This is a genomic window from Candidatus Liberimonas magnetica, assembly GCA_020523885.1.
Taxonomy (GTDB): domain Bacteria; phylum Elusimicrobiota; class Endomicrobiia; order Endomicrobiales; family JAFGIL01; genus Liberimonas; species Liberimonas magnetica.
The window spans coordinates 43613-65298 of sequence record JAJAPY010000013.1; the positions used below are offsets into that span (position 1 = coordinate 43613).

Genomic DNA, 21686 nt, shown 5'->3' on the forward strand with positions numbered 1-21686 from the left:
CAGCCCGTAGGGCTGTATATATAACGCACGAAGTGCGAATACAAAAGAAATAATGGCGTAGCCATTAAAGTACTTATAAGGCACTTATAACATAGTCCCTCATTGAGCGAACCTCAATGAACGAGTGAAACATCCTGCGAATTAGAGCGGTAGCGAAATGAGAGCTGACTACGGCAATTTAACGGAAGGCTTACGCCTTCCTGTGTATCTTCTCCAAAATCTTACCTAACTTCTTGGAATATTCCTCTTCATTCAAATTAATTCCTTTGGCATTCCTGTAATGCTCAACCTCAAAATCATTAAGCACTATCCTGTCAAAAGGGTCATAGATATTTCGCAATTCCTTCAAGCGTTCATCAAAGAAATACAGCTTGTTTTCTACCCTGACTACTTTAAGCCTTGTTGGCATTGTTGCGCCCATGCGTTCCGCTAAACTTCTTACTCTTTCGGTAAAATACGCTTGGCTTTTACCTTTCTCTATCCATCGCCCAAACTCCATAATCTCGGCTTCGCATTCTGGGCATTCACATGCCTCGTCAAGTTTTACGCTTGGGTGATATTCGCAATGAGTGCCTGCCTCAGTTTCATTATTTTCTACCATTTTATTTTAAACCTCCTTTCATTTTTATTCTTTTCTTTTATAAAAAACCCCCGATTATTGGGGGATAATTCCATTACTCCCCCTATGGATAGAACGGGGGTGGCGGATATGCGGGGGCAGTAAAATAAAGAATAAGCCCAAAAAACTTATATGGCTAGCTGAACGCATTGTGAAGCGCCTTATATGTTTTTAGCATAGAAGCCGTATCATTTTGTCTTAGGAAGGTATCAAAGAAGTTTAGAATATCTGGCTAACATACCATAAGGTTTTATCCTTAAAATATATCAGCGCAGGTATCCGTGTGCAATAAAATCAATGCAACGGAGTTTATATATTTTATTATATGGGGTGCTTAATAGCTACATGCTATTGTTCAATCATGTTTCTTATTCTATAATATGACCAATATAGTCTGCTTTAGGGGAGCATCATGCTCTGGAATGGCACAAATAGAAAATATATATGCGAAATAATAAGGGAAAGTTCTGCCGGAAATGTTGTCTTCCTTGCTGGCGCTGGGGTTTCAATTTTGCCACCCTCTTCTTTGCCTCTTGCTCCCGAATTATCCGGGCTACTTATAAAAAATATCTTTCAAGGTGAAGATAAGATACTATCAAACATACCTTTTATAAGACCCGAGATAATTTTTGAGGCTACTAGAAAAGTGATTGGCGATAGAGTGTTCCGCTTATTTGAGATTTTTAAAAGCGATTTACCAAATGATTGTCACTTGTGCCTATCTGCTTTATGTGCGCCCATATTAACAACAAATTTTGATGAACTGTTTGAAATAGCATTTGAAATAAATGGCTATAGAAAAGAGTATCATTCAGGGTTAAGTTTGAGTTACACAAATGTTGCATCGGGGCAATTCACCACGCTTGTAAAACTTCATGGTATCCTTAATCAACCAGAGACAATTATTGCATTTTTATCAAAAATATATGAGGGTATAGATCCTGAAATATACAAATATTGTTATCAGCTAATCAGGGATAAGATACTTGTAATAATAGGGTACAGTTGCCATGACATGGATGTTTTTGAATTAATAGTTGATTCACAGCCTTCAAAAATAATATGGATAGATATATCTTTCAGGGATCAACATGATTCACTTCGTCAACAATTGATGAAAAGATTTCAAACTCACCAAGTTTTGTGTAATATTGCAGATTTCTCAAAATTATTTCAAAGCACACACAATTATAATAAATCTTTAGACCATGCAAATTCATGGAAAAATTGTTTGGTATCGTTTTATCTATCCCTGACGAAAGAAGAAATTGAGAAAATACGCGGTCATATTATGGCTTCTCTTGGATTCGCGGACTATGCTACTACATTATTGGAAAAGTATTTAATAATCAATGCTCAAATATACTCTATGAGTGAAAAAACTAAAGATTATGAGCATCTCGCAAAAGATTATTTTGAACTTGGGAAATATAAAAAAGAGGCGTATAGACCTTATGAAGAAGTTTCTGATATACTGATGAAAGCATTTCATTTCTACAAAAAAGCTGATAACTGGAAAGGGCAATGCGAAGTACTATGGGAAGTCGGTTTAAAAGCAATTGACAGTTCGGAATGGAAAAGCGCAGAGCGGTATTTCAATGATTTAGCCGTTATAGCTGAACAAAATCATTTCCAGATATACATGACTTTAGCAAAAATAGGCAAGGCATTGCTGCATTATTGGCAGTCTGCAACAGTTGAAGATTTTAAAATAGCGCTGGAAGAATTTGAAAAATCCAGGTCTGTTCTTTCGAAATCAGGAAGATATCGGGACTTGTTAAAAGTATATCGTTTAATCGCATCAGTCAATTTTGTTAGAGCAAAGTATAAGGAAGCGTTAGAAGCTGATATGAAATGTTATGATATAGCAAAAGATATAGGCGACTTAAAGGAACAGGCTAATTGTATTCGAGATATGGCTACATGTCTTAGGAATCTTGGAGAATATAAGAAGCCATTCGTTATGTATCTTGATTCGCTTAAACTTGGATTCATTGCGCCTGATTTTAATAACTATGGCATTACTATAGGAAATGCATCGGAAATGCTTTTGGAGCAAGGTTTTACTCAGACTGCATTGGAAGGTGCCAAGCTATCGGTTTATCTTCTGGAAAAGACAAAAAATGAATTATACAAAATATCCTTTCTTCAAGCCTTGTCTCTTGCTTATACAAGGTGTGGAAATCAAGACGAAGGACTTAGAACTATTGAGAAAAGTATTGCTCTGGCACATAATATGCATGATTATTTCGAAGAGGCAATTGCAAGATACACTAAATCCATAATTCTAGGAGAAAATAAAAGATATTCTGAAATGCTTAATGAATTGAAAAGAACGATGGATTTGGCATCTCGGACAGAAAATAAGGCAATATACTACCTCAGTAATTCTTTGCTTCTATTTAAAGAAAATCATGTTTTCCCAAAATCGTATCAAACAATAAAGGAAAACATACAGGCATTAGATACTATGGGGGCAGAAAATGAAAAGTTAATACTAATTTCAAAAGTGTTTAAGTCATATTTTTTGAACCCATTAAAAAACCCCTTGTTAATATTTTCTTTATTTGAATTTATATCATTGAAAACTGTCAGATGTTTTATCAAAAGAATAGGTTTTGTTATTTGGCTAAAACTCATTGGAGAGAAAAGATTTCACAATTACTTGTCTTCTATTGAAAAGATAGCAGAATAAGACGTTTCAATATAATTCAGATTGGTTGCAATTAGAAAAGGCAAGGAAGGGCAAAAGCCGAGCCCGGAGGCTCGGCCTTCAAAAAGCCCTCACTTCCTACCTCTTGTTAATTCATCAATCATCGCGGAAGCCTCGGATTTACTGATGTTCTCGCTTTCTTTCAGGTAGCCGTGTCGTTTGAGAAACTCCACCTGTTTAAAAGTCGCTGGCTGTGTTGCCTGTGAAGCCCTTGCAACGTTCATTACTGCAACCCTTCTGTCCTTGTTTATCTCTTGGAAGATAGCCAAAGCCACTTCGGTTTTGTTCTCTGCAATCTTATCCAGCTTGCCGTATATGTCAACAAATTCTGTTATGTATTGTTCTTTTTCCATGTTTCTTGTTTACCTCCTTTTAGTTTTATGACAATGACCTCAATACTCCGATTTGAGCAGCAAAACCCCGCCTATGCAGTAGCACTCAAACTCCTTTAAAGGAAAGTCCGTATATTCCAGCTTCTGCTCAACGATTACGGGCAGGTTGCTGTCCTCTTGGCAGGTTGCCACGGCAGTTTTGTCCTTGTTTACCTTCAAACTCCAAAGCTGAAAAGGCACGTCTTCAAGCTTGTGCTGGTAGCTTCCTATAAGGTCAATAAGCCAGTATGCCCCTGTCTTGTCAGCCAGATACTTTATGCCATCTGTAAACTTTAAGCCTGTAAAACTTCGGAAATACTGCTCTGTTCCTGAAAAACCTTTAAGCTCTCTTATCAAATCTTTTTCATTTATTTTATCCATTTTTTATACACCTCTTTGTATATGTGGGCTTATGAAAACCCCATAAGCCCCATAGGGGTGCATAAGAGGTGTGGGCGAGATGCGGGTTTCGGAGAAACAAAAAGGCTTAAAAGCTAAAGGCCGAACGGGAGTGAAACGGACTTCGGAGTCTGAAGGCAGAGCGGGCAAACTGCCAATGCGCAGGCAAACCCGAAGCAGGAAGACCTTTTTATGCCTTTTAGCAATCGAAGCCCGTAAATATTCTAACTGCATAAAGATAAAAGCCCAGTCCTGAGACCGAATGCGAAGAGACGGGCGTGCCGTTGATTACATATCGGCTAATCAACGGGCTATTAAAATGATATAATTGAATAAAATTTATTGGAGGGTATAAATATGCATGAAGCGATTGAAGGTATTCTAAACATAATTCCCCGTGGTTATGTTTTTGACAGTCATTATGTTATTACACAATTGATAAAAAAGGAATCAGATGTATATCTCAATTTTGCAAGTGCTATAAATACAGAAACTAACAGGACTCTTGTGGCTCATGGCCAGATAGGGCAAGAAATTGCAACATTTCAAGGGGTATTGGTTGAAAGCATTGGAAGGGAATGGTCTGAAAACATCCATGGTAATTCAAGCGAGTGCGAAGCTTGGAGAAAACTTATATAAGGGACACTCAATCTCTTGATATTTGGGTGCATTCATATCATTCAAAGTGAATTTAGAAGTGAATTTAGAAAGATTTGATTTTGAAGATATAAAATTGTATTATTAGAGCATGGAAGAACAAAGAAAAACAGTAGTCGAAATAGTGAATGGTAACCCTAAATTCCAGAGTGTTATAAAGGAATATCGAGAAAATAAGTTTCTATTAGAAGGTGTTTATCACCCACTCGCATATTTAATAGATGCAGATAAGATTGAAAGTGCATGGAAAAAAAATAAGTCGAAGATCAACGCTATCGCACAAGGAATGGCCTTATACAATGATTTTTTTACTGAAGCAATGAATTCAGTACTTTTGACCGGCGATTCGAGAGTCTCAAAAGAAACAAGTGGAAAATTAGAGAAATGGAAAGGCGTAGTGGAGAAATTATTTCAAGCCGATTATAAAGAAATTGAAGAAATGAGTAGCAGGCTTGGTCAATATTTGGAATTTATGAATAGAAAGTCACAAGGATTTTGATAACTCCAACTAAAAAATTAAAAAATTGAGAATTATAAAACCGACCTATATTTTCAGCCAGACATACGGCCTGACATTAACCTTTGAATAATACTCATTATTAAGGTTATATCTGCCGTTCATTTCCGTAATGGGCGCAAGCCCGTACTTATCTTCAAAACCCTCAACAATCTTTTCTATTGTTTCCGGCATTAGGTTCAGACCTGTCTTTTTAGCAAGCTTAGTTAACAGTTCTTCTATTGAAAGGTGTTTATTGCCATTGAATGCAGATGGCAGGTAGAAATCGAGGTGGCGGGTTTTTCTGCGATATATGCAATTATAATCGCGGCCTTTTTTGCTGGTTTCCGTAGGGTGTTCTTTTCTGTATTGCTTTTGATACTCAATAGAGTGTTCACGTACATGTTTTTCCATGCGGTATTGAATACCAGAAGAAGTTACTTGATACTTTTTAGCCATCGCAATATATATCTGATGCCTACTTGGTAATAAATTTGATAGTTCATTATAAACGCTTTTAAGTTCGATATTGGAAACATATTTTAGTTTGCATGCCATTTTATTAATTGTTTTTGGGTCGTAAAAAGGGTATTTAAATATTGCGAGCAAATAAATATTTTACAAGAACCTTGACAAATTAATTCCGGCGAGGTATACTATTGCTGTAAGTAGGTCATCTTAATATTTTGATTAGAGCGGTTACACCGCAAGGTAAGAGCCGACTATTCAGTAAACACCTTTTGCAGAGGTTTTTATTGGTTGGTCGGCTTAAATTGTTTATAGGGGTTAATCGTGAGTAAAAAAGAGTCAGATAAAATATCATTTGCCGGGAAATATTATAAGATAAAAATAAAAAGTTTATCTGAGATGAAATCAATTATTGATAAGGAATATTATCCAATACAAGTAGGGAAATATTCGGATTTCGTTAATAAATATGTTAAAAATGGTCAAATCACTTATTCGGGCAGTAAAGATGAGTTAAATTTTACAAGTCCGGAAAATCTTCTTGGTTCACTATTAAGCTTGAATCCAATAATTGCAGCTTCTATGGTAGATGTAATAGAAACTGACAAAAATGACAATGATTCTTTGCATATCATAAAAACGAAGACAGATACTGTTAAGTGTCCGATACAAGAGTGTTCAGATAGGAAAGAATGCTACAAAAAACATGTCATGTCAAAATCCGTCATGGTAATGCACGATCCTGTGTTTTGGGTGGGTAGTTTAGAGAAAAAGATAGAGCCAATATGTCTTAGAAGGTGTATGAATACGGGTAAATTTTATTGGATGCAAACAAAATATGCTACAGATGCGCGTGGAATATATCCATGCAGGGATGCTTCTGATTTTTTTGATGAAAACGACATTGATTTAGAATCTATCAGGAAGGAATATAAGCAAGGCAATACAATTATAGATAAGGCATTTGAAGAAAATAAAATAGAAATTAGCACTTTTAAAAGCATAAACAATAAACAACTTGCGGAAGCTTTTAATGATATATTGCGGTCTTTTGAAATTTGCTTTTTCGACACTGAAACAATTCCTTCACTCGATAAAGGGTTTCGCACTTTATTAAAACAAGTGCGAGCGAGAATAAAAAGGATGTATCGTAATAAGGAGAATACAATCGGCGAGCGTATAAATATGACTAGATCAGGGTATATATTCAAGATAAGAAGAATAAATAAATATTTATTGATTAAATTATTCCCAAATACTTTAAAGAACACTCAAGACAGGGCGGTTAATTGTCCTATATGTGGATGCAATAGATTTGAAAGAGGTTTTAATGAAGAAGATGATAGATATATAGCGGTATGTGAACAATGTTGTCAAATTGTTGAAGAGTTCTTTGATTCATCGAGAGATGAAATACTTCCCATATAATTAAAGCCTACACTGAATAAGTAAGGGGCTAAGTGGTTTCTGGTTTTGTTTTATAAAAAACCAGCCATTTAGCCCCTTTTTTTATGCCAAAACAGGGGGGTGATGATTGTCGGGATTGCAGGGCAAAATATTTCTAAAAGGAGAATGTATCATGAAAATTCAGATTAATAGTGGTAGGCCTTTTCATGTTGTTACAGAACTCAATTTGCCTGATGTTTTTGGATACCAATATTCAGTATCGTTTTTAAAGGAATATTTCTCTAAACAGTTGGGAGTTGCGTTATTGGATGTAGTTTTTTCCGACACAATCAGCGAGATGATAGGGATAAATAATGATGCAATTTCAATGAAGCGAGCCATATTATTGAAACGTGAGAAGAGAGATTCTAAAAAGCGTAAATAAAATGAGGCGATACTGTGCAAAAGCCCAAATGAAGTTGAAATTCAAAAAAGGAGGCTCAAAATGCAAGCAAAAGTGCTGGGAGAATTAAAAGATTTCAAAAACGTCCAAGATTTTCAGGATTATTGCCGTGATCTGATTAAAAAGAAGGAACAAAGACGGATTGAGTTAAAGAACGAAGACAAGACGCTCAAAAAGGAGATTAAAGAGCTGAAAGGAGACATCGGCGACGAAAGCAGGGAAGAGACCACGACGGAAGAAAAATAATATCTGTAAAGGATGGTGCTATGTTCTTAATAGATGATTTGCATAATTTGGTCAAAGAAGCATTGGTTAATCTTGCCAAACCATACGAAACCAACACTGACCTTGAGGCAGTCAGAAAGTATCACGGCAGCAGGGAAGATGACGATTCAAGAAGGGGCCTTGACCGAGATTGTCCCGACAATAGCAAGGTGCGGGGGCATTGGTATGTTGATGAAGATGGTTATATTTCAAAAACCCCTCCTGAATCTCCCAATTCGCAGAAAACGTTTGAAGACTCCCCTGAGTCTGAAAGGCACAGCACGCATGAAGTTCAGTCAGACCTTTCTAATTTCTGTAGCGGGTTTGATGAAGGCGGTCCTTCCAACAGAGAATCTGCCAATGACCCGTCTGATTCATCTGAACAATCGAGTTTGTCAGACTTTAGCGGTGATTGAAAATGCTCAAGGAGGCAGCAGAAATATTAGGCGAGATGAAGTATTTTAAGGATGTGCAAGAATATCAGGGGCAAGTAAGAAAACTCATCAGTGATTTCCTAAGTGAGATTGAAAAGGCTAAAGATACGATTAAGTTGCGTAAGAAACAAATTAAGAATTTGCGGGCAGACATCGGCGGGAAGGAAAAGGAAGAAAAAACGGATTTTCAGGAGAAAGAAAATCTTTAAGGAGTTAACCAATGAATAATAATAGTAACAATAATCCTAACGATTTTTATGAACAGATTTTCGGGACTCCGCAGGCTAACGCTCAGCCTACGACAATTATTAAAAGAAAGCTTGTCAGAAGAAACGGAGTTGACAGTCTGATGTACGAGGTGATACAAAAGCTAACCATGGGGCAAGACGGCAATCCGCAATTGCTTATAGAAGAACGGCACGGGGTTCTCGATGACGGCGCGCCATTCGAAGTTAAAATAGGTTTTACGACCTGTTCACAAGGGCACATCGTGCACCCTGGAAATATAGGATTTTGTCCCCAGTGTGGCCGCAAATATTGCGTGAAGTGCTGGGATTCCGAGTGTAGTGTATGTCATGTTGATTTGCAGTTTCAAAGCTTGGGCGCATTGACAGACGGGCACTCAAAACAACTTCGCTGAAGGAGGCCACTCAATGAATAAAGATACTGTTTTTTATGGTTCTGGTGAATCTGACAATGGGGATGATAATAAGCCTGTAAGGAAAGTTATGAAAAGGGTTGCCGTAAAGAGGAAAGACGGGAAAGAGCTTGTTTTGCATGAGGTGATTGTTACCGCATATACCGGGCCTGACAATACGCCTGACTCTGGGCAGGTCAGTCATTTCGGCACTCTGGATGATAACAGCGTCTATGATGAATCTCTGCCGGTGGTTTCATGCAATAACGGGCATATTGTGCAGGGATTAATTACCTGTCCGAGATGCAGAAAGACAATGTGCAAAACGCCTGGCTGTCATGGGACTAATTGCGTCGGGATTGAATGCCCTTTTTGTGGGAAAACTTTTGAGTGCAAATATGGATAATTTTGACTTCAAGCAAAGAATTCTTCTTAATACTGTAATGAACAGACTCAAGGAAAAGAAAGTGCTTACAGGAGAAGCTCAAGCGCTCTTCCTTAATGCGTCCTTATCTCCGAGTCCTGAGACTTTTACTGCCTTTTTAGGCTGTGCCGGGGAGTTAATACAGAATGCAGGGAAAGTATCGCCTTTTTACAAGCCGGATATTAAGGATAATATTCAGGGAGTAATGAAATTCGGTTTTAGTGAAAACGTCATTCCTGTAGGGATAGACATAGGGCAGTTTCATACCGCAGTTTTCGGCCAGACGCGATCCGGCAAAAGCGTGATGCTTTTTATGATGTTGGCGCAAGCGATGAAGCAAAATAATTCTGTATTCTGGGTATTTGCAAGAGCCAATGATATAAGAAGACTGCTTCATGTCAGCAATGATATTGTTTTCGTTACTTTTGACGGGCAGATCAGATACAATCCGATTCCAAAGGATGAGAACCTTGCCCGCTTTACCGACCCTTTTATACAGGCTACAACCCTGTTTGACGGGACAGACAATTATCTTGCCGAGCAGATTTACAGGCTAAAGATTGAAAAGCCGGAGCCATCATTGTCGGATTTGTACAAGCATATAATGTTTCAGAAGCATTTGACTAACTCACGGCAGGATCAGTACAAGCAGAGTTCCCTTAACAGGCTGGGAGGCATATTGAGAAGCAAGCTCGGGAATTTCCTGAAAGGCGGGAAGGATTGCTTTGAACAGCTTATAAATCATAATGTAGTCTTTGAAATGAATGAGTTAAGATCATGGGAACAGGTGCTTGTGGTTAACCTGCTGATTCTTCATCTTTCAGACTGGAAAAGGAAGCATGCATCAGACTTGCACCATATTATTGTGCTTGAAGATGCCTCAGCAATTTGCAACATCGCATTTGACAGGAATCCGAGAAAGCCAATCCTTGCGGACAGTTTTGACACATTGGCAAAAGATGGTTTTCAGTTTATTGTACTTTCCCAGTCGCCAGGTCAAGTGATGCATTTCCTCCACGCAGAAACCGACTGTAAGATTTGCCTTAAACTTTCGAACATGGATGACGCAATTCTTATGGCACATAAGCTCGGCGTGGAAAAAGAGCATTGGGAAAAATTCTTTTGGCTTCCAGCAAGAACAGGGTTTGTCAGCATGAAGGGGCTTCCGGCATTTCTTTTCAGGATTCCTGAAATACCTCTGATTGATTATTCATGCTTTACTGATGATTGGCTGAAACAGAATAATGCACGGCTTCTAGGTATAACAGAAGATGAAAACGTTGAAATTGAGGATGAAGAAGCAGAAGATGTTAAGGAAGAACTGAAAAAAGATGAGAGAAAGTTGCTGGAAGCAATACATGTGAAGCAGTTTGTTGCTTCTATGGGGATGCTCTCAGAAATAACTGGTTTTGATGTAAGCAAAATCAGTCGTATGTCTAATGTTCTTGCAGAAAGAGGGTACATTTCAATTTGTGACATTCGAATCGGGAAAAGGCCCTTTCGGTATCCTGTACTTTTGGTGCGGGGATATCAAGCGCTTGGAATTGAGGAAGCTGAAAAGCAGGAATGTAAGGGCGGGCCAGATCACCGTATTTGGATATTTTTATTTGAGTCAAAGTTTAAGAAAAAGGGCATTAGCGCAGAGCATGAAAGGTTTTTAGGAGAAGGTCATAGTTCAGACCTTGTTTTGAAGTTATCGGATTATTCCGTAGGGGTTGAGGTTGAGCTTTCTTCCGCTAACACAAAAAACAATCTGGAAAAGGGATTGAGGCTTGGCTTAAACTACATTATTTTCGGGGCAAAGGACAGGAAAACCTTGCGCGAAATTCAGGCAATTATTAACGATTCATCTGAAGAGAATAAAAAGAAATGTTTTGCTTATTCGTTGACTGAGATTTACGAAGCAGAAAATATTATGGATTTGATTAAGCTATGATGAATATTGAGGTGTTACTAAATTCAATAAAAAGCCAAAACTTACCATTTCTATCGCTAGTGTCAATATCGAACAAAAAAATGATGCCCTTACCCTTGAACATCTGCTGGATATCCTTTTGCTTGCCAAAAAAATAGCAGACAAATCCAAAGAAGAATCTGATAAAATACAAAAACAGTTTCTTGACAATTCAAAACTATTGTAATAAGATGTGAAACGCTACAAAAAAATTACAGAAAGGAGGTGATTTTATGCTTGAACCTAATCCGAAACAGAAAGTAAAAGTTGCACTTTATGCGCGTGTTTCAACTGAAGAACAGACAAATAACTATTCTCTGGATGCACAGAAGGACTTGCTTATTAAATATGCCAAAGAGAACAACTTTGTTATTACAGGGGAATACATAGACGGCGGTTATTCAGGAACGAGCGATGACAGGCCGGAATTCCAAAAGATGATGGAAGATGCGAGAGGGGGTAAATTCAATTTGGTGCTGTTTTACAAGTATGATAGGCTTTTTAGGAACAATAGGCATTTGCTGAATACAGTTGAACAGCTTTCTCAATATGGTGTTGCAATAAAATCAATCACAGAGCCTTTTGACACAAGCAACCCTATGGGCAAGTGCATGGTCTCAATTTTGGGTAGTATGGCAGAACTAGAGAGGAATAATTTTTTGGAACGCTCGAAGCAAGGCAAATTAAGAAGGTACAGGGAAGGTTATTATGCCGGGAGCGGAGTTTTTGGCTATGATTATGATAAAGAGACAGATATTCTCACAATAAACACTAATGAGGCAGAAATTGTTAAGCATATTTTCAGTGAATATATTCAGCCGGAGTCTTCCCTATTAAAGGTTGCAAGAAATTTGAGAAAGCAGGGTTTGAAGACAAAGAAAGGGCTTGAGTTTCAGTCTCATTGTATTCATGGTATTCTTTTAAATTCAATGTACACAGGAAAATGGTATGCGAATAGATTAGGCCCTAAAAACAGCCTGAAGCCAAGGGATCTATGGATTGAAGTCAAAGTGCCTGCAATAGTTTCAGAGGAAGAATATAATCTTGCACATAAGCTTCTAAAGGAAAGGCGCATTTATTCCAAAAGAAACGTGAAGTATGATTATCTCTTACAAGGGCTAATTAAATGTGGTGCTTGTGGCTCTAAAATATCAGGCACATCAGACAGCTCATTGCCAACAATGATTAATGGCAGGCAGTACGGGCCTTATTTCAAGCTTTATTACAGGTGTAATCATTACTCAAAAAATCTCTTTGAAAAAAAAATTAGCTGTGATTTGAGATGGATTCAGTCTGAATTGATTGACGGTGCTGTCTGGAATAAGGCTGACATCATTCTAAATAATCCTGAAATTATAAGAAAAGCCGTAGAACGGGAAAGAGAATCAATGCCTGAAAGGGATGTTTTGCAGAAATCTTTGAAGAAGAATGAGGATGCTCTAAAAAGACTTTGCAGGGAAGAAGAAAGGATAATTGAGGCTTACAGGCGCAATATTATCAGTATTGAGCAATTAGACCAGCAGATTAGCGATATAAGGCTGAAGAAGGAGGCTTATAGCCATGAAATTGAAAGAATTGGCCTTCTGCTTGAGGATAAGAAGGAGAATATTGAAAGTGCCATTGATTGTGTCAGCCAGATAAACAAAGGCATTGGAAAGCTCAATCCTGATATAAAGAAACGGGTCTTGAGGCTTCTTGACACAAGTGTTGTGGTGAATACCAACGGAAAGGCAAATCTTACCTTTAGGATTCCGCTATCCCTTCCAGAGTCTTTTCCCCCTATTATGTCGGCAGAACATGCATCACACCCGCATTTACGAATTTGTTCTTCATTTCATAGCTCAGGTTTTCATCACTCCCGACAAGCATTGGTATCAATAAAGATGCTTCCAAGGCGGGGAATTTATCCTTGATAGTTTTAATAATGTTTTTCCTTAAAGAATAGGCAGCTGATTTGTAAAAAGGAGGCTGCTCATAACCTGTTTTCTCGATTGATTTCGCGTAAAAAATAGTATATATACCCTTACGGCCCAGGTATTTTGCGTAATTAAATCCTCCCGGGTTAGTTGTTTGAAACGGTGTTTTAATATCCCCGTTCATTAAAAGGATATCTCCGGGTTCAATATCGTTGATCTGTTTTTCTTTTGGCTTATAATTTATAAGTGTTTTTCCGCCTCTTTTGGCATTATTTAAAGAATAAATATCGAGCACAAACGCTACTTTGCCGTTTCTTTCTTCCGGAGGAAGTATTACTCGCCCCCGTAATAGCTGTTTTTGCTGTCCGGCATAGATAGATATGCCGTCCTTAGAAGGAGGGGAAACAAAAAAACCTTTTAGGTCAAGTATGAGCAAAGTAAAAGCATACAATAAAGTTAAAGTTATTATAGGCCTTTTTGTAATTAATTTATAAATAAATATGAAAGGGTTTAAAGAAACATGAAAGGTAAGTTTGGAACTGTTGTTTTCCATTATACGAAGTTTAAACGGCTTGTTTTGTGCCCTTAAGCAAGACTAAAGCAGTCAGAATAAATAGTACAGAAGCCAGGACAGGCATCCACACAGGAGCTATCCACGGGACGGGGATCAAGAATAGGACATCTAATGTAAATAAAAAAGGCGGCCAACCGATCAATAATTTTAGAAAAATGTAGTAGAAAATATCCCAAACCCCAAAAGGTAGAAGAAAAAAAGCAAGTTTTTCTTTCCATGTGTTTCCGGATATAAATGCTACAGTAAAAAGAATAACCATTGTTGATACTTCCCGGAATATTTCAGTCAAAAGAATGTCTAATGGAATTGGATTTAGAAAAGGTGTTTTTGCAAATATTATGTAGGGGAATGAGAGTTTAAGTGGTATGCTAAAACCGGAAGGGTAAAATAGTTGCCTTAAGTATACTACAACGGATGCTTCAAGATATCCAAAGGCAATACCGAACAATGTTACCAAAAATGTTTTTTTATAATTATCTTTGGATATTTCAAGCATTCAATAAAAAAACTTAGAATTTTTGCGTCGTATCAAGCTTAATCCCGGGGCCCATAGTAGATGAAATAGTGATACTTCTTAAATATTGGCCTTTGGAAGAAGCCGGTTTGGCATGTACGATTGCTTTTATCAAAGTTTTGGCATTCTCTACCAGGTTTTGAGGAGGGAATGAGGCTTTGCCTATCGAGCAATGTATGATCCCGTAGGAATCATTTTTATATTCAACCCGTCCCATCTTAAGCTCTTTGACCGTTCTTTCAAGTTCAAAAGTGACTGTGCCTGATTTAGGGTTTGGCATAAGGCCTTTTGGCCCCAGGACTTTACCCAGTTTGCCCAGGTCTTTCATCATATCCGGAGTAGCGACCAGGAAATCGAAATCGAGCCAGCCTTTTGATATTTTTTCTACCATGTCCTGCGCCCCAACCGCATCTGCTCCTGCAGCCTCTGCTTCTTTTATTTTATCACCGGTGGCTATAACTGCAACCTTGCGGGTCTTGCCTATCCCGAAAGGCAATGCTATAGTTCCCCTGACCAGCTGGTCGCCCTGTTTTGGGTCTATACCAAGACGGAGATGAACCTCGACAGTTTCATCGAATTTTGCCTTTGCTGTTTGTTTACAGAGGTTTATGCCTTCTTCCAAAATGTAGAGTTTTGTTTTATCCACTAATTTTGATGTTTCAACCAGTCGTTTGCTCATTTATCCTCCAAGTGGTTATATTGCGTCCCGCAGTGCGGGACTCCCACAAGTAAATTTATTCTTTTATTACTTCAACACCCATGCTGCGGGCAGTACCTTCGACCATTTTCATCGCTGCTTCTAAAGTCGTTGCATTTAAATCTGGCATTTTCTGTAAGGCGATCTCTTTGACCTGCTCTTTTGTTATTTTTCCGACTTTGTTTTTGTTCGGCTCGCCGGACGCTTTGGCGATACCTGCGGCCTTTTTTACGAGAGCAGGTACGGGTGGCATTTTTGTAATGAATGTAAATGATCTGTCCTCAAAAACAGTTATTACGACCGGTATGGTCATCCCTGCTTCCATGGAAGCGGTTCTTGCATTAAATTGTTTGCAAAAATCCATTATGTTCACGCCTTGCTGTCCTAAAGCCGGGCCCACTGGCGGCGCAGGATTTGCATTTCCTGCAGGAATTTGCAGTTTTACCTGTGTTTTTACTTTTTTCTGTGCCATATTAGGTACTCCTTATTTGAAGATTAAGAAAATTGCAAAATTTAGAAGATTTATAGGTTTTAATTTTTAAAATATTCTAATTTTCAAATTTTTAATTTTTATAGTTTTTCAACTTGAAGGTAATGAAGTTCTACGGGGGTTGGCCGCCCGAAGATCGTCACCATGACTTTTAACTTTCCTTTTTCTTCATTTACTTCTTCAACAATGCCTATAAAATGCTTGAAAGGCCCTTCTATTATCCTTACATTTTCTTCTTTTTCAAATGTGACCAAAGGCCTTGGCTTTAAACCATGAGGTGCTGCGACAATGTCTATGAGGTTCTTTACTTCATCTTCCGGCATCGGAGCAGGTTTTACCCCGCCTAAAAAGCCTGTCACTCCGGCGGTATTTCTTACAAGCCAGTATGTTTCGTTGTTCATTACCATTTCCATGAAAACATAGCCCGGATAGAATTTACGTTTTTTCACGTGTTTTTTATTTCTTTTTATCTCGACTACTTCTTCAGTAGGCACCAATATCTGAGCGATCTGATCTTGGATCCCAAGATTTGCTACGGCTTTATCTAGATTTGATTTTACCCGGTCTTCATGTCCTGAATATGTATGAACTACGAACCACTGACGTTCTGCCATTGTGTACTCCTCTATATTACGGTAAACGGTTGATGGTAGAAGGTAGATGGTAGGTCTTTACCGTCTCCCGTTTACCTTCTACCGTCTCCCTTGTTTTTATAATAACACCGAAAGTATTCTAGCTAGCACAAAATCTGCAAAACCTACAAATACCGCTACGATAACGACTAAAACAATAACTATGATTGTAGATGCTATGGCTTCTTTTCGCGATAACCATGTGACTTTGCGGAGTTCGGCATACGCATCCATAAAAAATTGAATTACTTCCTTAAACCATACATTCATAATTTTCCTCTGCTGCTATTAATAATTTTTTAGTGGAACTCTTCTCCCGCCTTGCGGGATCCCGCTATAGCTGGACTTTGAATAATGTGACATACCACCATCATTAACATTCATGAGCCTTCACATAAGGCTTCGGCTCACACGTCCCCAATTTCATTAATGGGGCTTGCCCTCCGTAGCTTTAGCGAAGGAGGGTAAACGGGAGTGGGAGGACTCGAACCCCCAGTCCCGGTTTTGGAGACCGGTGGTTTACCAATTAACCGACACTCCCTTATGTCGCGCCCCGCCCATGGCGGGACTTACCCGCCTTCGGCGGGATTGTTCCGGCTCGAAATGTAACTTGCTCGCCGGAACGCTCCTAGAGGGAAACTAAGTTTCCCTTCTACGTTCTGCAAAGAAGTAAAAACTTCTTTGCCTCACTGAACCCTTCTAAGTTGTATATAAGAAAGACTCGTAGGTTTACTTTATTTTGTTTCTTTATGTAAAGTATGTTTATCGCAATTAGAGCAATATTTCTTTACTTCAAGCTTCTTTTCTTTTTTCTTCCCAATTGCATAATGATAATTTCTGTTTTTACAGACACCACATGCCAAAATTACTATCGTTCTATCTTTTTTTGCCATTTTTAACACCTTGTCATGGGTCTTGAGTTTTGAGCAGTGTGTTTATTAGACACAAGACTCACGGCTCACGACTCGCATTATTTTTATTCAACTATTTCCGTTACTACACCTGAGCCTACAGTGTGTCCGCCCTCACGTATTGCAAACCTGAGCTGTGTTTCCATAGCTATAGGCGTTATGAGCTCTATATCCATCGCCACGTTGTCTCCGGGCATTACCATCTCTACTCCGGCCGGTAACTGGCATATACCTGTAACGTCCGTTGTCCTGAAATAAAACTGCGGCCTGTAATTCTTGAAAAACGGCGTATGCCTTCCGCCTTCCTCTTTCGTAAGCACATACACCTGGCTTTTGAACTTCTTGTGCGGCTTTATTGTACCGGGCGCTGCTATTACCTGCCCGCGTTCCACCTGTTCCTTATCTATCCCGCGCAGTAACATCCCTATATTGTCTCCTGCCTGTGATTCATCCAGCAGTTTCCTGAACATTTCAAGCCCCGTAGCCACTGATTTCCTGGTCTCCTGTATTCCTATGATCTCTACTGCGTCGCCTACCTTTACTTTGCCGCGTTCCACTCTTCCGGTAGCCACTGTTCCGCGTCCGGTTATCGTGAACACGTCTTCTACGCTCATCAAAAACGGTTTGTCTATAACTCTCTCCGGTAACGGTATAGTATCATCACATGCCTGGATTAGCTTCAGTATCGCGCCTTCGCCTATTTCCGACTTATCTCCCTGCAAGGCCTTTATTGCGCTGCCTCTTATTACGGGTATCTTATCGCCAGCAAACTGGTACTTCGTTAAAAGTTCCCTTACTTCCATCTCCACCAGGTCCAACAGGTCCTTGTCATCTACTGCATCTACCTTGTTCAAAAATACTACTATGTGCGGCACGTTAACCTGCCTGGCTAACAGTATATGTTCCCTCGTCTGCGGCATAGGCCCGTCTACCGCACTTACCACAAGTATCGCTCCGTCCATCTGCGCAGCTCCGGTTATCATGTTCTTTACGTAGTCCGCATGGCCGGGGCAATCTATATGTGCATAATGCCTCTTTTCCGATGAATATTCAACATGGCTTACCGCTATCGTCAAGATCTTCGTGTCGTCCCGCCGGCCCTGCGATTCGCTCGCCTTTGCTACCTGATCATAACTTATATAGCTTGCCAGCCCCTTGCTTTCCAATACCTTTGTTATCGCTGCTGTCAACGTAGTTTTGCCGTGGTCTACGTGTCCGATCGTCCCAATGTTTACATGCGGTTTCGTCCTGTCAAATTTTGCTTTTGCCATACTAAACCTCCAAAGTCAGACTAGAGACTTCAGACTACTGACTACAGACTTTTTAGGTCTGTTGTCTGAAGTCTGTCGTCTGCAGTCTATATTATGTTTTCCTGTCTAATATTTTATCAGCTATCTGTTTTGGAACCTCTTCGTAGTGCGAAGGTTCCATGTTGTAATTTCCTCTGCCTTGAGTCAATGAACGGATAGAAGTAGAATACCCGAACATCTCTGAAAGAGGAACAAGCCCTTTTATATGCTGAACTTTGTTTTTTAATTCCATCCCCTTGATTTTGCCGCGGCGTGAATTCAAATCTCCGATAGCATCCCCCATGTATTCTTCAGGAACTATTATTTCTATTTTCATGATAGGCTCCAGAATCATCGGGTCAGCTCTTTTTGTGCCTTCCTTAAAAGCCATTGATCCTGCTATCTTAAATGCCATTTCAGATGAATCAACTTCATGATACGAACCGTCAAAAAGAGTTACCTTAACATCTACTACAGGATAACCTGCCAATACACCTGAGCTCATAGCTTCTTTTACGCCTTTCTCAACCGCAGGTATGTATTCTCTCGGTATAGAGCCGCCGACTATCTTATTGATAAATTCAAAACCTTTTCCGTGTTCGTTAGGCTCAACTTTCAGCCACACATCTCCGTACTGGCCGCGTCCGCCTGTCTGCCTGATATACTTGCCCTGCACCTCGGCTGATTTCTTTATTGTCTCTCTGTATGCGACCTGGGGCCTTCCTACATTTGCGTCAACGCTGAACTCTCTTTTAAGGCGGTCAACTATAATTTCTAAATGAAGCTCACCCATACCGGAAATAATAGTCTGGCTGGTCTCTTCATCGGTTTTTACACGGAATGTCGGGTCTTCTTCTACAAGCCTGCCTAAAGCAACCCCCAGTTTTTCTTCGTCGGCTTTTGATTTTGGCTCTATAGCCACGAATATGACCGGTTCAGGGAAATGCATTGTTTCAAGCGCTATCGGATGATCCTCATCACAAAGAGTCTCTCCTGTCGTTGTCAACTTGAGCCCAACAGCCGCAGCTATGTCGCCTGCAAAGACCTTTTTTATCTCTTCGCGTTTGTCTGCATGCATATGAAGGATCCTGGATATTCTTTCTTTCTTGCCCTTTCGTGAATTATGTACATAAGAACCGCATTCGAGGGTCCCTGAATAGACTCTGAAATACGTGACTTTACCCACAAACGGGTCGGTCTGTATCTTAAATGCCAGAGCACAGAAAGGGTCGTCATCGCTTGCTTTTCTTGTTATTTCTTTTTCAGTTTCAGGGTCAATGCCAACGATCTCTTTTACTTCAAGAGGGGACGGCAGATAATCGCAGACAGCATCTAACAGCGGTTGTATAGCTATATTCTTAAATGCAGAACCGCAAAGCACCGGGACGAATTTATTTTCAAGAGTACCTTTCCTGATGGATTCTTTTATTGTGGCTACATCTACGGGGTTTCCTTCGACATAATTTTTCATTATACTTTCATTTATATCTGACAGGTGTTCCAGTAATTTATCGTGGTGATGGAGAGCAGACTTCTGATAATCTTCAGGTATAGTATCTGAAACGCTGTATTTTATATCCATGCCTGAACCTTCCCAGATATATGTTTTCATTTCAACCAGATCTATAATACCTTTAAATGTATCCTCTGCCCCGATAGGTATATGTATGGGTAACGGCTGTGAACCAAGCCGTTTCTTTATCTGTTTTATTAACTGGGGATAGTTTGCCCCTGTGCGGTCCATCTTATTCGCAAAAGCAAGCCGCGGAACTCCGTACCTGTCAGCCTGCCGCCACACTGTTTCTGACTGAGGCTCAACTCCGCTGACCGAATCAAATACTACGATAGCTCCGTCAAGGACCCTTAAACTACGTTCAACTTCTGCGGTAAAATCCACATGACCGGGAGTATCAATTATATTTATCTGGCAGTCTTTCCATTCGGCATAAGTTGCTGCAGCGGTAATTGTGATGCCTCTTTCCCGTTCCTGTTCCATCCAGTCCATGGTAGTGGTGCCTTCATGGACCTCACCCATTTTGTAGATACGCCCGGTATAATAAAGTATCCGCTCCGTAGTCGTAGTTTTCCCGGCATCTATATGGGCTATTATGCCTATATTTCTGATTTTATCTAATGTATATTTTCTTATCTCTGTTTCTTTTTCCATTTGTGCTGTTGGCATCCTTTTTACCTCATAGCGGATAGCGTTCAGCATTTAGCGGATAGTAACTTCAAAATCTTGCTTTTCCTATACGCTATGCGCTATACGCTCTACGCTAAAAATTACCATCTATAATGAGCAAAGGCTTTATTTGCCTCTGCCATCTTATGCGTGTCCGCCCTTTTCTTTATCGCCGGGCCTTCATTCCTGCTCGCCTCGATAAGTTCCATAGCGAGTTTTTCTGCCATGGGCTTGCCTTTGCGTTCGCTTGCAAAAGTCGTTAACCAGCGCATCGCAAGAGAAGTTGACCTGATTTTATCCACTTCCATCGGGACCTGGTATGTTGCACCGCCTACCCTGCGGGGCCGTACTTCCAAAAGAGGCCTTACATTTTCCATAGCCCTGTTGAAAACTTCCAGAGGATTTTCTTTTGTCTTTTCCTTGATTATGTCAAAAGCAGTATATATGATCCTTTCAGCTGTATTTTTTTTGCCACAAAAATTGAGCTTATTTATCAGCCTTGCAATCAATAAGGAGTTATATTTATAATCTCCCTGTGTCAACACCCGATGTTCTTTAGGTTTAAGTTTTTTACGCATTTCTACCTCTTTTTCTAGCGTTCAGCGTTCAGCGTATAGCGTATAGGAAAACCAAAATCTTAATTGTTTTGACTTTACTATCCGCTCTACGCTATCCGCTCTACGCTGTTTTATGCTGCCGGTGCTGAAGGCGCTGCACCTGCTTTTGGCTTTTTCGCACCGTATTTTGATCTTCCCTGTTTCCTGCCGTCAACACCCGTGGCATCAAGTTTGCCTCGAAGGATATGGTAACGGACACCGGGAAGGTCTTTTACTCTTCCGCCTCTTATCATTACAATTGAATGCTCCTGCAGGTTGTGGCCTACGCCCGGGATATATGCCGTAACCTCATAGCCTGAAGTAAGTTTTACTCTTGCGACCTTGCGAAGCGCTGAGTTCGGCTTCTTCGGCGTTGTCGTATATACTCTTGTACAAACACCGCGCCTTTGCGGGCATCCTTTTAATGCCGGACACTTTGTCTTTCTTGTGTCCTTTGTCCTTCCGATCTTGATTAATTGATTTATTGTTGGCATATTACCTCACTTCGTTCGGATTGCAAAATGCAAATTAAAATTAATGTTTTTTTTAAACCGTCTTTTGTCTTTATTTTGCATTTTGCACTTTTCAATTTGCAATTTG

General features: G+C 39.6%; 26 protein-coding genes, 1 tRNA gene and 1 pseudogene. 12 read left to right on the plus strand and 16 right to left on the minus strand.

Annotated elements, in window-relative coordinates:
- Positions 1-190: 190 nt before the first annotated feature.
- The gene (locus tag LHV68_09915; GenBank protein ID MCB4792191.1) at positions 191-601 is read right to left on the minus strand and encodes a hypothetical protein; all 411 of its coding nucleotides are present in this window, start codon (positions 599-601) and stop codon (positions 191-193) included.
- 430 nt (positions 602-1031) lie between these two features.
- On the opposite strand from LHV68_09915, the gene LHV68_09920 reads away from it, so the two are divergent.
- The gene (locus LHV68_09920) at positions 1032-3314 is read left to right on the plus strand and encodes an SIR2 family protein (GenBank protein ID MCB4792192.1); all 2283 of its coding nucleotides are present in this window, start codon (positions 1032-1034) and stop codon (positions 3312-3314) included.
- Between the two features lie 89 nt (positions 3315-3403).
- On the opposite strand, the gene LHV68_09925 is transcribed toward LHV68_09920, so the two are convergent.
- Positions 3404-3685 (minus strand): hypothetical protein, encoded by a 282-nt coding sequence (locus tag LHV68_09925; protein MCB4792193.1) that lies wholly within the window; start codon positions 3683-3685, stop codon positions 3404-3406.
- Between the two features lie 39 nt (positions 3686-3724).
- Positions 3725-4084 (minus strand): hypothetical protein, encoded by a 360-nt coding sequence (locus LHV68_09930; GenBank protein MCB4792194.1) that lies wholly within the window; start codon positions 4082-4084, stop codon positions 3725-3727.
- A gap of 375 nt (positions 4085-4459) precedes the next feature.
- On the opposite strand from LHV68_09930, the gene LHV68_09935 reads away from it, so the two are divergent.
- Together LHV68_09935 and LHV68_09940 are read left to right on the plus strand one after the other, a co-directional pair.
- Positions 4460-4741, plus strand: coding sequence for a hypothetical protein (locus tag LHV68_09935; protein MCB4792195.1), 282 nt, complete (start codon positions 4460-4462; stop codon positions 4739-4741).
- 109 nt (positions 4742-4850) lie between these two features.
- Complete coding sequence (locus LHV68_09940) at positions 4851-5258, plus strand: hypothetical protein (GenBank protein MCB4792196.1); 408 nt, start codon at positions 4851-4853, stop codon at positions 5256-5258.
- 45 nt (positions 5259-5303) lie between these two features.
- On the opposite strand, the gene LHV68_09945 is transcribed toward LHV68_09940, so the two are convergent.
- Positions 5304-5813, minus strand: coding sequence for a hypothetical protein (locus tag LHV68_09945; GenBank protein ID MCB4792197.1), 510 nt, complete (start codon positions 5811-5813; stop codon positions 5304-5306).
- A 234-nt stretch (positions 5814-6047) separates the two neighbouring features.
- Between LHV68_09945 and LHV68_09950 the strand changes: the two genes are divergently transcribed.
- The 9 genes from LHV68_09950 to LHV68_09990 all read left to right on the plus strand — a co-directional run bounded on the left by LHV68_09950 (position 6048) and on the right by LHV68_09990 (position 13198).
- Positions 6048-7151 (plus strand): hypothetical protein, encoded by a 1104-nt coding sequence (locus LHV68_09950; protein ID MCB4792198.1) that lies wholly within the window; start codon positions 6048-6050, stop codon positions 7149-7151.
- 151 nt (positions 7152-7302) lie between these two features.
- Positions 7303-7554, plus strand: coding sequence for a hypothetical protein (locus tag LHV68_09955; GenBank protein ID MCB4792199.1), 252 nt, complete (start codon positions 7303-7305; stop codon positions 7552-7554).
- Positions 7555-7614: 60 nt separating this feature from the next.
- Positions 7615-7818 (plus strand): hypothetical protein, encoded by a 204-nt coding sequence (locus tag LHV68_09960; GenBank protein ID MCB4792200.1) that lies wholly within the window; start codon positions 7615-7617, stop codon positions 7816-7818.
- A gap of 20 nt (positions 7819-7838) precedes the next feature.
- A complete protein-coding gene (locus tag LHV68_09965; GenBank protein MCB4792201.1) occupies positions 7839-8252 on the plus strand; it encodes a hypothetical protein in 414 nt (137 codons plus the stop codon).
- Positions 8253-8254: 2 nt separating this feature from the next.
- Positions 8255-8479 (plus strand): hypothetical protein, encoded by a 225-nt coding sequence (locus LHV68_09970; protein MCB4792202.1) that lies wholly within the window; start codon positions 8255-8257, stop codon positions 8477-8479.
- An 11-nt stretch (positions 8480-8490) separates the two neighbouring features.
- The gene (locus LHV68_09975; protein ID MCB4792203.1) at positions 8491-8910 is read left to right on the plus strand and encodes a hypothetical protein; all 420 of its coding nucleotides are present in this window, start codon (positions 8491-8493) and stop codon (positions 8908-8910) included.
- A 13-nt stretch (positions 8911-8923) separates the two neighbouring features.
- The gene (locus LHV68_09980) at positions 8924-9313 is read left to right on the plus strand and encodes a hypothetical protein (protein ID MCB4792204.1); all 390 of its coding nucleotides are present in this window, start codon (positions 8924-8926) and stop codon (positions 9311-9313) included.
- The gene (locus LHV68_09985) at positions 9306-11267 is read left to right on the plus strand and encodes a hypothetical protein (protein MCB4792205.1); all 1962 of its coding nucleotides are present in this window, start codon (positions 9306-9308) and stop codon (positions 11265-11267) included. The genes LHV68_09980 and LHV68_09985 overlap by 8 nt, the downstream gene beginning before the upstream one ends.
- Positions 11268-11518: 251 nt before the next feature.
- A complete protein-coding gene (locus tag LHV68_09990; protein MCB4792206.1) occupies positions 11519-13198 on the plus strand; it encodes a recombinase family protein in 1680 nt (559 codons plus the stop codon).
- 70 nt (positions 13199-13268) lie between these two features.
- Here LHV68_09990 and LHV68_09995 read toward each other — a convergent pair.
- The 12 genes and pseudogenes from LHV68_09995 to rpsL all read right to left on the minus strand — a co-directional run bounded on the left by LHV68_09995 (position 13269) and on the right by rpsL (position 21580).
- Positions 13269-13754, minus strand: a pseudogene (locus tag LHV68_09995) (DUF4131 domain-containing protein).
- Between the two features lie 10 nt (positions 13755-13764).
- On the minus strand, positions 13765-14271 hold the full coding sequence (locus tag LHV68_10000; protein ID MCB4792207.1) for a hypothetical protein: 507 nt from the start codon (positions 14269-14271) through the stop codon (positions 13765-13767).
- Positions 14272-14284: 13 nt separating this feature from the next.
- Positions 14285-14968: a 50S ribosomal protein L1 gene (rplA, locus tag LHV68_10005; protein ID MCB4792208.1), complete on the minus strand. Its 684-nt coding sequence runs from the start codon at positions 14966-14968 to the stop codon at positions 14285-14287.
- Between the two features lie 55 nt (positions 14969-15023).
- Positions 15024-15458: a 50S ribosomal protein L11 gene (gene rplK / locus LHV68_10010; GenBank protein MCB4792209.1), complete on the minus strand. Its 435-nt coding sequence runs from the start codon at positions 15456-15458 to the stop codon at positions 15024-15026.
- Positions 15459-15556: 98 nt separating this feature from the next.
- Entirely contained in the window at positions 15557-16090 is a 534-nt protein-coding gene (nusG, locus tag LHV68_10015; GenBank protein ID MCB4792210.1) for a transcription termination/antitermination protein NusG, read from the minus strand.
- Between the two features lie 96 nt (positions 16091-16186).
- The gene (gene secE / locus LHV68_10020; protein ID MCB4792211.1) at positions 16187-16378 is read right to left on the minus strand and encodes a preprotein translocase subunit SecE; all 192 of its coding nucleotides are present in this window, start codon (positions 16376-16378) and stop codon (positions 16187-16189) included.
- Between the two features lie 199 nt (positions 16379-16577).
- A tRNA-Trp gene (locus tag LHV68_10025) sits at positions 16578-16649 on the minus strand.
- 193 nt (positions 16650-16842) lie between these two features.
- Positions 16843-17001, minus strand: coding sequence for a 50S ribosomal protein L33 (gene rpmG, locus LHV68_10030; protein ID MCB4792212.1), 159 nt, complete (start codon positions 16999-17001; stop codon positions 16843-16845).
- An 83-nt stretch (positions 17002-17084) separates the two neighbouring features.
- A complete protein-coding gene (tuf, locus tag LHV68_10035) occupies positions 17085-18290 on the minus strand; it encodes an elongation factor Tu (protein MCB4792213.1) in 1206 nt (401 codons plus the stop codon).
- Between the two features lie 91 nt (positions 18291-18381).
- On the minus strand, positions 18382-20490 hold the full coding sequence (gene fusA / locus LHV68_10040; protein ID MCB4792214.1) for an elongation factor G: 2109 nt from the start codon (positions 20488-20490) through the stop codon (positions 18382-18384).
- Positions 20491-20591: 101 nt separating this feature from the next.
- On the minus strand, positions 20592-21068 hold the full coding sequence (gene rpsG / locus LHV68_10045; GenBank protein MCB4792215.1) for a 30S ribosomal protein S7: 477 nt from the start codon (positions 21066-21068) through the stop codon (positions 20592-20594).
- Positions 21069-21178: 110 nt separating this feature from the next.
- Positions 21179-21580: a 30S ribosomal protein S12 gene (gene rpsL / locus LHV68_10050; GenBank protein MCB4792216.1), complete on the minus strand. Its 402-nt coding sequence runs from the start codon at positions 21578-21580 to the stop codon at positions 21179-21181.
- Positions 21581-21686 lie beyond the last annotated feature (106 nt).

Coding starts and splice junctions, on each gene's coding strand:
- LHV68_09915 (MCB4792191.1), bottom strand. CDS start 601: ATGGTAGAAAATAATGAAACTGAGGCAGGCACTCATTGCGAATATCAC.
- LHV68_09920 (MCB4792192.1), top strand. CDS start 1,032: ATGCTCTGGAATGGCACAAATAGAAAATATATATGCGAAATAATAAGG.
- LHV68_09925 (MCB4792193.1), bottom strand. CDS start 3,685: ATGGAAAAAGAACAATACATAACAGAATTTGTTGACATATACGGCAAG.
- LHV68_09930 (MCB4792194.1), bottom strand. CDS start 4,084: ATGGATAAAATAAATGAAAAAGATTTGATAAGAGAGCTTAAAGGTTTT.
- LHV68_09935 (MCB4792195.1), top strand. CDS start 4,460: ATGCATGAAGCGATTGAAGGTATTCTAAACATAATTCCCCGTGGTTAT.
- LHV68_09940 (MCB4792196.1), top strand. CDS start 4,851: ATGGAAGAACAAAGAAAAACAGTAGTCGAAATAGTGAATGGTAACCCT.
- LHV68_09945 (MCB4792197.1), bottom strand. CDS start 5,813: ATGGCATGCAAACTAAAATATGTTTCCAATATCGAACTTAAAAGCGTT.
- LHV68_09955 (MCB4792199.1), top strand. CDS start 7,303: ATGAAAATTCAGATTAATAGTGGTAGGCCTTTTCATGTTGTTACAGAA.
- LHV68_09960 (MCB4792200.1), top strand. CDS start 7,615: ATGCAAGCAAAAGTGCTGGGAGAATTAAAAGATTTCAAAAACGTCCAA.
- LHV68_09965 (MCB4792201.1), top strand. CDS start 7,839: ATGTTCTTAATAGATGATTTGCATAATTTGGTCAAAGAAGCATTGGTT.
- LHV68_09970 (MCB4792202.1), top strand. CDS start 8,255: ATGCTCAAGGAGGCAGCAGAAATATTAGGCGAGATGAAGTATTTTAAG.
- LHV68_09975 (MCB4792203.1), top strand. CDS start 8,491: ATGAATAATAATAGTAACAATAATCCTAACGATTTTTATGAACAGATT.
- LHV68_09980 (MCB4792204.1), top strand. CDS start 8,924: ATGAATAAAGATACTGTTTTTTATGGTTCTGGTGAATCTGACAATGGG.
- LHV68_09985 (MCB4792205.1), top strand. CDS start 9,306: ATGGATAATTTTGACTTCAAGCAAAGAATTCTTCTTAATACTGTAATG.
- LHV68_09990 (MCB4792206.1), top strand. CDS start 11,519: ATGCTTGAACCTAATCCGAAACAGAAAGTAAAAGTTGCACTTTATGCG.
- LHV68_10000 (MCB4792207.1), bottom strand. CDS start 14,271: ATGCTTGAAATATCCAAAGATAATTATAAAAAAACATTTTTGGTAACA.
- rplA (MCB4792208.1), bottom strand. CDS start 14,968: ATGAGCAAACGACTGGTTGAAACATCAAAATTAGTGGATAAAACAAAA.
- rplK (MCB4792209.1), bottom strand. CDS start 15,458: ATGGCACAGAAAAAAGTAAAAACACAGGTAAAACTGCAAATTCCTGCA.
- nusG (MCB4792210.1), bottom strand. CDS start 16,090: ATGGCAGAACGTCAGTGGTTCGTAGTTCATACATATTCAGGACATGAA.
- secE (MCB4792211.1), bottom strand. CDS start 16,378: ATGAATGTATGGTTTAAGGAAGTAATTCAATTTTTTATGGATGCGTAT.
- rpmG (MCB4792212.1), bottom strand. CDS start 17,001: ATGGCAAAAAAAGATAGAACGATAGTAATTTTGGCATGTGGTGTCTGT.
- tuf (MCB4792213.1), bottom strand. CDS start 18,290: ATGGCAAAAGCAAAATTTGACAGGACGAAACCGCATGTAAACATTGGG.
- fusA (MCB4792214.1), bottom strand. CDS start 20,490: ATGCCAACAGCACAAATGGAAAAAGAAACAGAGATAAGAAAATATACA.
- rpsG (MCB4792215.1), bottom strand. CDS start 21,068: ATGCGTAAAAAACTTAAACCTAAAGAACATCGGGTGTTGACACAGGGA.
- rpsL (MCB4792216.1), bottom strand. CDS start 21,580: ATGCCAACAATAAATCAATTAATCAAGATCGGAAGGACAAAGGACACA.